Genomic DNA, 12,518 nt, shown 5'->3' with positions numbered 1-12,518 from the left:
GGTGGCGACCTGCCTGGCAGAACGAGGTGACCGGCGGGTAGGTTACGCGCGCGGATCGCACACCCGGTCGGTTCGCCGCGCGGCCCGCGGGGGAAACCCGGTCCGGAAACCCGGTGCGGTCGCGATAGGGTTCCCCCTGGGAAACAGCAAGGCGAGGGAGCGCGCAAAGGTGTCCGTGGGAGAGCTGGCCGGTCTGCTCGTCGCCGTGTTCTGGGCGGTCCTGGTCACCCTGCTCGCGGTCGTGCTGGTCCGGCTGTCGCGGGTGCTCAAGGAAGCCACCGTCCTCGTCTCCGCCGTCACCGAGCAGGCCGTGCCGCTGCTGACCGACGCCGGCGCCGCCGTGCGCAGCGCCAACGAGCAGCTGGAGCGGGTGGACGAGATCACCGCCAACGTGCAGGACGCGGCGGCCAACGCCAACGCGCTCTCCTCCACCGTCGCGGCGACCCTCGGCGGCCCGCTGGTCAAGGTCGCGGCGTTCAGCTACGGCGTGCGCAAGGCGGTCGCCAAGCAGCAGGGCACCGCGACGCTGCCCACCCAGCCGTCCGAGCGCGAGGAACTGGCCCGGCTGATCCGGGCCGAGGTCCGCGCCGCGACCGCGCCGAAGACCGGCCTGCTGTCCCGGGTCCGGCGCGCGGTGAGGGGCTGACGGCATGGTGCGACGCATCTTCTGGATGGCGGTCGGCGCCGGTGCCACCGTCTGGGCCATGAACAAGGCCAACGAGGCCGTGCACCGGCTCACCCCGGACAGCCTGTCCGGCACCGCCGCACGCGGCGCGCTGCACCTGGGCGACCTCGCCAAGCAGTTCGCCCAGGACGTCCGGAGCGGCATGACCGAGCGCGAGGAGCAGCTGCGCGAGGACCTCGGGCTGGACGGCACCGCCGTCGTCGAGCCGCGCCGCCGCGGAGCGCTGCGCGGCGAGCCCCAGTACCGAGCTATCTCGGCGGCGCCCGGTAGCCCGGCCGCCGCCCTGCCTCCGCCCAGCCGTGCCCGCGCCTCGTCCGAGGACGGTACGGGCACCACCCCCCAAGCCATCGAGAGAACGCCCCGGCGCGCGATTCCGCCGCGGGGCGGTACGAACCGGAAGGACCACTAATGGAGTCGGCAGAGATCCGCCGCCGCTGGCTGCGCTTCTTCGAGGAGCGCGGCCACACCGTCGTTCCGTCGGCGTCCCTGGTCGCCGACGACCCCACCCTGCTGCTGGTCAACGCCGGCATGGTGCCGTTCAAGCCGTACTTCCTGGGCGAGGTCAAGCCGCAGTTCTCGCGCGCGACCAGCGTCCAGAAGTGTGTGCGCACCCTGGACATCGAGGAGGTCGGGAAGACCACCCGGCACGGCTCCTTCTTCCAGATGTGCGGCAACTTCTCCTTCGGCGACTACTTCAAGGAAGGAGCCATCAAGTTCGCCTGGGAGCTGCTCACCACTCCCGTCGCGGACGGTGGCTACGGCCTGGAGAAGGAGAAGCTCTGGATCACCGTCTACAAGGACGACGACGAGGCCGAGCAGATCTGGCGTGACGTCATCGGCGTCCCGTCGGAGCGGATCCAGCGCCTGGGCATGAAGGACAACTTCTGGTCGATGGGCGTCCCCGGCCCGTGCGGCCCGTGCTCGGAGATCAACTACGACCGCGGCCCCGCCTACGGCGAGGAGGGCGGCCCGGCCGTCAACGGCGAGCGCTACCTGGAGATCTGGAACCTGGTCTTCATGCAGTACGAGCGCGGCCACGGCGACGGCAAGGACGGTTTCGAGATCCTCGGCGACCTGCCGAGCAAGAACATCGACACCGGCCTCGGCCTGGAGCGTCTGGCCGCCATCCTGCAGGGCGTCGACAACCTCTTCGAGATCGACACCAGCCGGATGATCCTGGACCGGGCCGCCGAGCTGACCGGCCACACCTACGGCGCCGACCACAAGTCGGACGTCTCGCTGCGCGTGGTCACCGACCACATCCGCACCGCGCTGATGCTGATCGGCGACGGCGTCACCCCCGGCAACGAGGGCCGCGGCTACGTGCTGCGCCGCATCCTGCGCCGGGCGATCCGCAACATGCGCCTGCTGGGCGCCACCGGCGTGGTCGCCAAGGACCTCACCGATGTCGCGATCAAGGCGATGGCCCCGCAGTACCCGGAGCTGGAGGCCGACCGCAAGCGCATCGAGACGGTCGTGGTCGGCGAGGAGTCGGCCTTCCTGCAGACCCTGAAGGCCGGCACCAGCCTGCTCGACGCCGCGGTCACCGAGACCAAGCAGTCCGGCGGCGCGGTGCTCTCCGGCGACCAGGCGTTCAAGCTGCACGACACCTACGGCTTCCCGATCGACCTGACCCTGGAGATGGCCGAGGAGCAGGGCCTCCAGGTCGACGAGGCCGGCTTCCGCCGCCTGATGCAGGAGCAGCGGGACCGCGCCAAGGCGGACGCCAGGGCGAAGAAGATGGGCCACGCCGACGTCGCCGCGTACCGCGAGGTCGCCGACAAGTCCGGCGCCAGCGTCTTCACCGGCTACACCCTCACCGAGGGCGAGGCCACCGTGGTCGGCCTGCTGGTGGACGGCGTCCCGGCGCCGGCCGCCTCCGAGGGGGACGAGGTCGAGCTCATCCTCGACCGCACCCCGTTCTACGCCGAGGGCGGCGGCCAGCTCGCCGACCACGGCCGGATCCGGCTGGACTCCGGCGCGGTCGTCGAGATCCGCGACGTCCAGCAGCCGGTGCCGGGTGTGGTCGTGCACTCCGGCGGCGTGCTGTTCGGCGAGGTCGTGCTCGGCGCCTCGGCGTACGCCACGATCGACGTGGACCGCCGCCGGGCGATCGCCCGCGCCCACTCGGCCACCCACCTGACCCACCAGGCGCTGCGCGACGCGCTCGGCCCGACGGCCGCCCAGGCCGGTTCGGAGAACGCCCCGGGCCGCTTCCGCTTCGACTTCGGCTCGCCCGCCGCCGTGCCCGGCAGCGTGCTGACCGACGTCGAGCAGAAGATCAACGACGTGCTGACCCGGGAGCTGGAGGTCACCGCCGAGGTCATGACGATGGACCAGGCCCGCAAGGCCGGCGCCATCGCGATGTTCGGCGAGAAGTACGGCGACGAGGTCCGGGTCGTCACCATCGGCGACTTCTCCAAGGAGCTGTGCGGCGGCACCCACGTCGGCAACACCGCCCAGCTGGGTCTGGTGAAGCTGCTCGGCGAGTCCTCGATCGGCTCCGGGGTGCGCCGGGTGGAGGCGCTGGTCGGCGCCGACGCCTACCGCTTCCTGGCCCGTGAGCACACCGTGGTCGCCCAGCTGACCGAGCTGGTCAAGGGCCGTCCGGAGGAGCTGCCGGAGAAGATCTCCGGCATGCTCGCCAAGCTCAAGGACGCCGAGAAGGAGATCGAGCGCTTCCGCGCCGAGAAGGTGCTCGCGGCCGCCGCGGGTCTCGCCGACTCGGCCGAGGACGTGCACGGCATCGCCGTGGTCGCCGCCCGGGTCGCCGACGGCGTCGGCGCGGACGAGCTGCGCAAGCTGGTCCTGGACGTGCGCGGCCGACTCGGCTCGCGCCCGGCCGTGGTCGCCGCCTTCACCGTGGCGAACGACCGCCCGCTGACCGTGATCGCCACCAACGAGGACGCCCGCGGCCGCGGCATCAAGGCCGGCGAGCTGGTCCGCACCGCGGCCAAGACCCTCGGCGGCGGCGGCGGCGGCAAGGACGACGTCGCCCAGGGCGGCGGTACCGACGCGACCGCGATCGACAAGGCCGTCGCCGCCGTGCGCGGCCTGGTCGCGGAGCGTGCCTCCTGATGGGGTCCGCGTTCTGATGGAGATCGAGGAGAAGCCCTTCCGGCGCGGGCGGCGGATCGCCGTCGACGTCGGGGACGCCCGGATCGGGGTCGCGTCCTGCGACCCCGACGGGGTGCTCGCCACCCCGGTGGAGACCGTCCCGGCCGGGGTGAAGTCGCAGGCCAGGATCGCCGCGATCGTCGAGGAGTACGGCGCGATCGAGGTGGTCGTCGGTCTGCCGCGCTCGCTCAGCGGCAAGGAGGGCCCGGCGGCGGAGAAGGTCCGCGGCTACGCGGTCCGGCTGGCCAACCGGCTCTGGCCGGTCCCGGTCCGGCTGGTCGACGAGCGGATGTCGACCGTCACCGCGACCCACGGGCTGCGCGCCTCGGGGGTCAAGGCCAAGAAGGGCCGCTCGGTGGTCGACCAGGCCGCCGCGGTGGTGATCCTGCAGACCGCCCTTGAGTCCGAACGGGTGAGCGGACGCCCGCCCGGTGAGAGCGTCGAGGCGGCGGGCTGACCGGCCTGTTCTAACGTCCCGGTGAGGGGTCCGTGCGGACGCGTCCGCACGGACCCCTCTGCCATTGCCGTCGTGCCGCACTCCGTGCGGACCGCCGAGGGGGCGTGCCGTGACCGACCTGGACCTCACACCCGGCCTGAGCCCCGGGCACCTCGGTGCGCCGGTGATCGAACCGGCGGGCTGTCCGCCGGGCCCGCCCGCCCCGCGCCCCGAACCGCCGGACCCGCACCGGCGGCGCAACGGACTGGCCTGCCTGCTGACCGCGCTGTCGCTGGTGGTCGTGTTCGGCGGGATCGGGCTGGCGGGCTTCAGCTGGCTGCAGGGGCAGCGCAAGCCGCCGGCCGCCGCAGACTTCACGGGCGGCGGGTCCGGGTCGGTGCAGGTCTCGGTGTCGGAGGGGGCCGGCCTCAGCCAGATCGCCTCCGCCCTGGTGCGCAACGGCGTGGTGGCCAGCTCGCTGGCCTTCACCCGGGCGGCGAAGGGCAGCGCGGCGGCGGCCGGGCGGATCCAGCCGGGCACGTACACCCTGCGGCAGCGGATGTCGGCGGCCGCGGCGCTCGCCGTCCTGGTCGACCCGGCCAACGCCAACGGTCTGACCATCCCCGAGGGCTGGCGCGGCAGCCAGATCTTCGCGGCGATCGACAAGAAGCTGCAGCTGGCCGCGGGCACCACCGAGCAGACGGCCAAGGACCAGGCCGCCGAGCTGGGCCTGCCGGAGAACGCCAACGGCACCCCCGAGGGCTATCTGTTCCCCGCGACCTACAGCGTCACCGAGGACACCACCGCCGCCGAGCTGCTGAAGCAGATGGTCGACCGGGCCGGGAAGGAGTTCGCCCGGGACGACGCGGAGGTCGTCGCGACCAATCTCGGGCAGAGCCTGTACGGGCTGGTGACCATCGCCAGCATGGTGCAGGGCGAGGCCGACAACTCCGAGGACATGGCCAAGGTCGCGCGGGTGATCTACAACCGGCTGGCCAAGAACATGCCGCTCCAGCTGGACTCCACCATCAACTACGCGCTCGGACGCTCCACGCTGAACACCAGCGTCACGGACACCCGGCTCGACTCCCCCTACAACACCTACAAGCACGCCGGGCTGCCGCCGACCCCGATCTCCAACCCGGGACGGCAGGCGATCATGGCGGCGGTGGACCCGGCGCTGGGGGACTGGCTCTACTTCGTGACCGTGAAGCCCGGGGACACCCGGTTCACCGACAGCTTCGAGGTGCAGCAGAAGAACGTCGCCGAGTTCAACGCGACCCGGGCCGCGAGCCCGTCCGCGACGGCCTCGGGTTCGGCCCCGGCGTCCGGCTCGTCCTCGGGCGCGTCCTCCGGGTCGGCGCCCGCGTCGGGCTCCGCCGGGGCGGGGGCGCCCTCGGGGGCGGGCGGTCACTGAGCGCAGCGGCTGCGGCCCCGGCCGGACGGCCGACTGCGGTACGGTAGCGTCTCCGTCCAGGTGTTGCGCTAGCACGCCGGTTCGACAAGCAGCCGGGACGCCGTCCCGGGCGACCGGGCCGATCCTCCGGTCGTCTCCGTCGGTATAAGGGGATCAATGACCGATCTGGGTCGGGGCTACGGCCCCCAGGGCTCCGAGCCGTGGCATCCGGGAGACCCCGGGTACGGCGGTCAGCAGCCGGTCCCCGGCCAGCAGGACGGGCAGTGGCAGCAGAATCCCCAGCAGCAGCAGCAGCAGCAGCAGCAGTACGGCGACGGCGGCCAGGGCATGGGGCAGCAGGGCTATCCCCAGCAGCAGGGCGTTCAGGGTCAGCAGCAGTACGGCGCCGGTCAGCAGGGGTACCCCCAGCAGCAGGGCATGGGCGGTCAGCAGGGCTATCCGCAGCAGCAGGGCGTCGAGGGCCAGCAGCAGTACGGTGGCCAGCAGGGTTACCCGCAGCAGCAGGGCTATCCGCAGCAGCAGCAGGGCATGGGCCAGCAGGGCTACCCGCAGCAGGGGATGGGTCAGCAGGGGTACCCCCAGCAGCAGGGCATGGGCGGTCAGCAGGGCTATCCGCAGCAGCAGGGCGGCCAGGGTCCGCAGCAGGGCGTTCAGGGTCAGCAGCAGTACGGCGGCGGCCAGCCGGGCTACCCGCAGCAGCAGATGCCGCAGCAGGGCACTCCCCAGCAGATGCCCCAGCAGGGCGCGCCCCAGCAGCAGTTGCCGCAGCAGGGTGCGCCCGGCGGCCCCGGCCGGGCCGTTCCGGCGGAGCAGAAGCAGCCGGCCGCCGCGCGGCCCGCGGGCCCCGGACCGGACGGCATCGACTGGGAGGCGGAGGCCGCCGCGCTGGAGGCCGGGGCCGACCCGGTCGGCGCCGGTGAGGAGGCCGGGCACGCCGAGGGCGAGTGGGACGGCCACGAGGACGAGTACGCCGAGGACGAGTACCGCGGCGACGGCTCCGACGAGGACGGGAACGGCTTCCTCGGCGAGGAGGACCAGTCCCGCGAGGCCAAGAAGAAGCGCAAGGAGAACGGCAAGAAGTCGGGCCGGCGCAACGGCGGCGCCTGCCTGGTGGTCGCCCTGGTGCTGCTCGGGATCATGGGCGGCGCCGGCTGGTGGGGCTACGGCTTCTACAAGGACCACTTCGGCCCGCCGCCGGACTTCCCCGGCCCGGGCAGCGGCTCGGTCAAGGTCGAGATCAAGCAGGGCGCGGCCGGCAGCCAGATGGGCCTGGCGCTGAAGCAGGCCGGCGTGGTCAAGAGCGTCGACGCCTTCAGCAAGGCCTGCGACAAGAACGTCAAGTGCACCACCATCCAGCCCGGCACCTACAGCATGCCGACGGAGATGTCCGCCGACGGCGCCGTACAGTTCCTGGTGGACGCCAACGGCGGTGAGAAGCTGATCGTCCAGGAGGGCCTGACCGCCGCGGCCACCTACGTCAAGATCGACGACAAGCTGAAGCTGGCCAAGGGCACCACCGCGGCCGTCGCCAAGGAGCAGGTGGCCACGCTCGGCCTCCCGCCGTACGCCAACGGCAACATCGAGGGCTTCCTCTGGCCGACCCGCTACTCGATCACCGAGGGCATGAAGCCCGAGGAACTGCTCAAGCAGATGGTCAAGAACGCCGTCGACCGCTACGCGAGCCTGGACGCCGAGGCGTCCAAGATCGGGCTGAAGACCGGCTACGAGGTGGTCATCGAGGCCAGCATCCTGCAGGCCGAGGGCAACAACCCCGAGGACTTCGCCAAGATGGCCCGGACCATCCAGAACCGGCTGGCCGACAAGGGCAAGGTCAACGGCAAGCTCGGCATGGACACCACGCTGCAGTACGCGCTGGGCCGCAAGACGCTGGACAAGAGGGACATCAACGACGCGTCCAACAAGTACAACACCTACTACAACGCCGGCCTGCCGCCGACCCCGATCTCCAACCCGGGCGACGCCGCGCTGAAGGCCACGCTGAACCCGGCGGACGGCAAGTGGCTGTACTTCATCGCGATGTCCCCGACCCAGACGCTGTTCGCCGACACGGACGCGGAGCACGCCAAGAACGTCGAGTCCTACTGCCTGGCGGCGGGGCAGAAGTTCGACGCAGCCTCCGTCCACTGCACCACCAAGTGACGACCGCCGGGAGGCGACGGAGGAAGTGAGCAGCGTGACCAGCAAGCACCGGGCGGCCGTCCTCGGCTCGCCGATCGCCCACTCGCTCTCGCCCGCCCTGCACCGGGCCGCCTTCGCGGCGCTCGGCCTGGACGGCTGGCGCTACGACCGGTTCGAGGTCGACGAGGCCGGCCTGCCCGGCTTCGTCGCCGGGCTGGACGAGGCCGAGTGGGCCGGCTGCTCGCTGACCATGCCACTCAAGCGGGCGGTGATGCCGCTGCTCGACGAGGTGAGCGGGACCGCCCGGACGGTCGACGCGGTGAACACCCTGGTCTTCACCGCCGACGGCCGGCGCGAGGGCCACAACACGGACGTGCCCGGCCTGGTCAACGCGCTGCGCGAGCGCGGCATCACCGAGGTGCCGGCGGCGGCGGTGCTCGGCGCCGGGGCCACCGCCTCCTCGGCGCTGGCCGCGCTGGCCCGGCTCGGCGCCCGCGAGGTGACCGTCTACGTCCGCACCCCCGAGCGGGCCCGGGAGATGGCCGCGCTGGGCGAACGGCTCGGCGTGGCGGTGCGCACCGCCGACTGGGAGCGCGGCGCCGACGCGCTGGCCCACCCGCTCACCGTGGCCACCACCCCGGCCGGGGCCACCGACGCCTTCGCGGCGCGCCTGACCGCCGGGCCGGGCGCGCTGTTCGACGTGCTGTACCACCCGTGGCCGACCGCGCTGGCCGCCGCCTGCGCGGACCGCGGGGCGACCGTGCTGGGCGGCCTCGACCTGCTGGTGCACCAGGCGGTGCTGCAGAACGAGCTCTTCACCGGGCACACCCCCGGTCCGCTGGCGGCGGTCCGCGCGGCCGGCGAGGCGGCGCTCGCGGCGGGCTGACCGCCGTCCGCACCGTGGGTGGTGCACGGACGGTGTGCGTCCGCGGTGCGCCCACCGTGTCCGTACTGTGCCCGGGGCGTGGTGGTGTCCCGCCGGCCGGCCGACGGCCGCGCGGTGACCGGCCATTCCCGTCCGCCGGTCGGCCGAATGATGTCCGGTGATCGGACTCCAGGTCCGGTCGGCCGTCCGGCATGAAAGGATTCGGGGAGAGAAGGCACGCCCGGACGGGTGCGGCAGCCCCGCGCCGGTCCGCTGATGAAGGAGCTCCGTTGGGTACGTTGCGCTGGCTGACGGCGGGGGAGTCGCACGGCCCCGCACTCGTCGCGACTCTGGAGGGCCTGCCCGCCGGTGTACCGGTCACCACCGCGGTGGTGGCCGACGCCCTGGCGCGCCGCCGGCTCGGTTACGGTCGCGGCGCACGGATGAAGTTCGAGCAGGACGAGGTGACCTTCCTCGGTGGCGTCCGGCACGGGCTCACCATGGGCAGCCCGGTGGCCGTCATGGTCGGCAACACCGAGTGGCCCAAGTGGGAGCAGGTCATGTCGGCCGACCCGGTCGACCCCGAGGTGCTGGCCGGTCTCGGCCGCAACGAGGCGCTGACCCGCCCGCGCCCCGGCCACGCGGACCTGGCCGGCATGCAGAAGTACTCGATCGACGAGGCCCGCCCGATCCTGGAGCGCGCCAGCGCCCGGGAGACCGCCGCCCGCGTCGCGCTCGGCGCCGTCGCCCGCTCCTACCTCAAGGAGACCTGCGGCATCGAGATCGTCAGCCACGTGGTCGAGCTGGCCGCCGCCAAGGCCCCGGCCGGGGTGCTGCCGCTGCCCTCCGACGAGGCGAAGCTGGACGCCGACCCGGTGCGCTGCCTGGACGCCGACGCGTCGAAGGCGATGGTCGCCGAGATCGACCAGGCCCACAAGGACGGCGACACCCTCGGCGGCGTCGTCGAGGTCCTCGCCTACGGCGTCCCGGTCGGCCTCGGCTCGCACGTGCACTGGGACCGCCGCCTCGACGCCCGGCTGGCCGCCGCGCTGATGGGCATCCAGGCGATCAAGGGCGTCGAGGTCGGCGACGGCTTCGACCTCGCCCGCGTCCCCGGCTCGCAGGCGCACGACGAGATCGTGCCGGGCCCCGACGGTGCCAAGCGCGTCTCCGGCCGCTCCGGCGGCACCGAGGGCGGCCTGTCCACCGGCGAGCTGCTGCGGGTGCGCGCCGCGATGAAGCCGATCGCGACCGTCCCGCGCGCGCTGCGCACCGTGGACGTCCGCACCGGCGAGCCCGCCAAGGCGCACCACCAGCGCTCCGACGTCTGCGCGGTGCCGGCGGCCGGCATCGTCGCCGAGGCGATGGTGGCCCTGGTGCTCGCCGACGCGGTGAACGAGAAGTTCGGTGGCGACCACGTGTCGGAGACCCGGCGCAACGTGCAGAGCTACCTCGACAACCTGATCGTCCGATGACCGCTCCGGTCCTCGTGCTGGTCGGTCCGCCCGGCAGTGGCAAGTCCACCGTCGGGCGGGCCGTCGCCGAGCGCCTCGGAGTGGACTTCCGGGACACCGACGCCGATATCGAGGCGCGGGCCGGCAAGCCGATCCCGGACATCTTCGTGGACGAGGGCGAGCCGCACTTCCGCGAGCTGGAGCAGGCCGCCGTGCGCGCCGCGGCCGGGACCCACACCGGGGTGCTGGCGCTCGGCGGCGGCGCGGTGATGGCCGGGCCGACCCGTGAGCTGCTGCGCGACCTGCCGGTGGTGTTCCTGGAGGTCCCGCTCGCCGACGCGGTCAAGCGGGTCGGCCTGGACGCCCCGCGCCCGCTGCTGGCGGTCAACCCGCGGGCCCGCTGGCGCGAGCTGATGGAGGCCCGCCGCCCCCTCTACCTGGAGGTGGCCACCGCCGTCGTCGACACCGCCGGCCGCACCCCCGAGCAGGTCGCGGACGCCGTAATGGAAGCACTGGAGCTGAAGACCCCCCATGACTGACACCACCGTCAGGATCCACGTCGCCGGAAGCGCCGGCCACGACCCGTACGACGTGCTGATCGGGCACCAGCTGCTCGGTGAGCTGTCCCCGCTGATCGGGACCAGGGCCAAGCGGGTCGCGATCATCCACCCGGAGGCGCTGTCCGCCACCGCCGACGCCATCCGCGAGGACCTGGCCGGCGAGGGCTACGACGCCATCGCGCTGCAGGTGCCGAACGCCGAGGAGGCGAAGAGCGCCGAGGTGGCCGCGTACTGCTGGTCGGTGCTCGGGCAGACCGGGTTCACCCGCAGCGACGTCGTCGTCGGTCTCGGCGGCGGTGCCACCACCGACCTGGCCGGCTTCGTCGCCGCCACCTGGCTGCGCGGGGTGCGCTGGATCTCGATGCCCACCACGCTGCTCGGCATGGTCGACGCGGCGGTCGGCGGCAAGACCGGCATCAACATCGCCGAGGGCAAGAACATGGTCGGCGCCTTCCACCCGCCGGTGGGCGTGCTGGCCGACCTCGGCACCCTGGAGACCGTGCCCAAGCACGACTACGTCTCCGGGCTCGCCGAGGTCATCAAGTGCGGCTTCATCGCCGACCCGGTCATCCTCGACCTGATCGAGGCCGACCCCGAGGGTGCCAGGAGCCCGGCCGGGCCGCACACCGTCGAGCTGATCCGCCGCGCCATCCAGGTCAAGGCCGACGTGGTCTCCGGGGACCTCAAGGAGTCCGGGCAGCGCGAGATCCTCAACTACGGCCACACCCTCGGCCACGCCATCGAGCGCAACGAGCGCTACAAGTGGCGGCACGGCGCGGCGATCTCGATCGGCATGGTGTACGCCGCCGAACTGGGCCGCCTGGCCGGCCGGTTGGACGACGCGACGGCCGACCGGCACCGCTCGGTGCTGGCCTCGGTCGGCCTGCCGCTGACCTACCGGGCGGACGCCTGGCCGAAGCTGCTGGACGCGATGAAGATCGACAAGAAGTCGCGCGGCGACCTGATCCGCTTCATCGTGCTGGACGGCCTCGCCAAGACCTCCGTGCTGGAGGGCCCCGACCCGTCCCTGCTGGTCGCCGCCTACGCGGAGGTGTCCGCGTGACCAGGGTGATGGTGCTCAACGGCCCCAACCTGGGCCGGCTGGGCAGCCGCGAGCCCGACGTCTACGGCGCCACCTCGTACGCCGGGCTGGTCGAGCGCTGCACCGCGCTCGGCAAGGAGTTCGGCTTCGAGGTCGAGGTGCACGAGACCAACTCCGAGCAGCAGATGGTGGAGTGGCTGCACGAGGCCGCCGACGGCCGGGTGCCGGTGGTGATCAACCCGGGCGCGTTCACGCACTACTCGTACGCGATGCGGGACGCCGCCGCGCAGCGCACCGCGCCGCTGGTCGAGGTGCACATCTCCAACCCGTACGCCCGGGAGACCTTCCGGCACACCTCGGTGATCGCCGCGGTGGCCTCCGGCACGATCGCCGGGTTCGGGATCGGCTCGTACGAGCTGGCCCTGCGGGCGCTCGCCGAGCAGCTCGCCGCGGGCTGACGCCGGGCCCGGTGGGTGACCGGCGGCGGTGCGGCGGTGGGCTGTGTCCACCGCCGCACCGCCGTGTAGTGTCCCGCTGAAGGAAGTCGGGAGGTGCCGTGACGCAGTACGCCGGGGGTGGATCCGTCCCCCCACGTCCCGTCGCTCCGCCGGTGCCGGGGTATCCGGTGGCGGCCGGGACGGTGCCTGTGCCGACGGTCGTGCCACTGGTCGTTCCGCTGCCTGCTGCGGTGCGTGCTGCGGTGCCTGCTGCGGTGGCCGTCGCGGGCGACTCCTCGGGGCCGCCGACCGTTCCGCTGCCGGTGCTGCCGTCCCCTCCGCCCGGACCGGTGCCCGCCCCGGCGC

At 73.0% G+C, this 12,518-nt stretch carries 11 protein-coding genes; all 11 read left to right on the top strand.

Annotation, left to right across the window (positions count from 1 at the left end):
• Positions 1 to 169 precede the first annotated feature (169 nt).
• The gene (locus BI06_RS25085) at positions 170 to 646 is read left to right on the top strand and encodes a DUF948 domain-containing protein (protein ID WP_030396049.1); all 477 of its coding nucleotides are present in this window, start codon (positions 170 to 172) and stop codon (positions 644 to 646) included.
• Positions 647 to 650: 4 nt separating this feature from the next.
• A complete protein-coding gene (locus tag BI06_RS52535; protein WP_063764301.1) occupies positions 651 to 1,094 on the top strand; it encodes a DUF6167 family protein in 444 nt (147 codons plus the stop codon).
• Complete coding sequence (gene alaS / locus BI06_RS25075) at positions 1,094 to 3,763, top strand: alanine--tRNA ligase (protein ID WP_030396051.1); 2,670 nt, start codon at positions 1,094 to 1,096, stop codon at positions 3,761 to 3,763. The genes BI06_RS52535 and alaS overlap by 1 nt, the downstream gene beginning before the upstream one ends.
• 16 nt (positions 3,764 to 3,779) lie before the next feature.
• The gene (gene ruvX, locus BI06_RS25070; RefSeq protein WP_043471820.1) at positions 3,780 to 4,259 is read left to right on the top strand and encodes a Holliday junction resolvase RuvX; all 480 of its coding nucleotides are present in this window, start codon (positions 3,780 to 3,782) and stop codon (positions 4,257 to 4,259) included.
• A gap of 109 nt (positions 4,260 to 4,368) precedes the next feature.
• The gene (mltG, locus tag BI06_RS45565) at positions 4,369 to 5,655 is read left to right on the top strand and encodes an endolytic transglycosylase MltG (protein WP_063795020.1); all 1,287 of its coding nucleotides are present in this window, start codon (positions 4,369 to 4,371) and stop codon (positions 5,653 to 5,655) included.
• A 156-nt stretch (positions 5,656 to 5,811) separates the two neighbouring features.
• Complete coding sequence (gene mltG, locus BI06_RS45560) at positions 5,812 to 7,815, top strand: endolytic transglycosylase MltG (RefSeq protein ID WP_082558672.1); 2,004 nt, start codon at positions 5,812 to 5,814, stop codon at positions 7,813 to 7,815.
• Positions 7,816 to 7,849: 34 nt separating this feature from the next.
• Positions 7,850 to 8,680: a shikimate dehydrogenase gene (locus tag BI06_RS25050; protein WP_043471819.1), complete on the top strand. Its 831-nt coding sequence runs from the start codon at positions 7,850 to 7,852 to the stop codon at positions 8,678 to 8,680.
• A 269-nt stretch (positions 8,681 to 8,949) separates the two neighbouring features.
• Positions 8,950 to 10,134 carry a chorismate synthase gene (gene aroC, locus BI06_RS25045; RefSeq protein ID WP_078880310.1) on the top strand — a complete coding sequence of 395 codons (1,185 nt, stop codon included), beginning with the start codon at positions 8,950 to 8,952 and terminating at the stop codon, positions 10,132 to 10,134.
• A complete protein-coding gene (locus tag BI06_RS25040; protein ID WP_030396057.1) occupies positions 10,131 to 10,652 on the top strand; it encodes a shikimate kinase in 522 nt (173 codons plus the stop codon). The genes aroC and BI06_RS25040 overlap by 4 nt, the downstream gene beginning before the upstream one ends.
• The gene (gene aroB, locus BI06_RS25035; RefSeq protein WP_043471817.1) at positions 10,645 to 11,736 is read left to right on the top strand and encodes a 3-dehydroquinate synthase; all 1,092 of its coding nucleotides are present in this window, start codon (positions 10,645 to 10,647) and stop codon (positions 11,734 to 11,736) included. The genes BI06_RS25040 and aroB overlap by 8 nt, the downstream gene beginning before the upstream one ends.
• Before the next feature lie 8 nt (positions 11,737 to 11,744).
• Positions 11,745 to 12,173 carry a type II 3-dehydroquinate dehydratase gene (aroQ, locus tag BI06_RS25030; RefSeq protein ID WP_030396059.1) on the top strand — a complete coding sequence of 143 codons (429 nt, stop codon included), beginning with the start codon at positions 11,745 to 11,747 and terminating at the stop codon, positions 12,171 to 12,173.
• The last annotated feature ends 345 nt before the right edge of the window (positions 12,174 to 12,518 follow it).

Origin of the sequence: Kitasatospora sp. MBT66, from assembly GCF_000710405.2 — a bacterium.
GTDB classification, from domain to species: Bacteria; Actinomycetota; Actinomycetes; order Streptomycetales; family Streptomycetaceae; genus Kitasatospora; species Kitasatospora purpeofusca.
The sequence above is the reverse complement of the archived record's forward strand: the minus strand, read 5'-3'. Positions and strand labels throughout refer to the sequence as shown.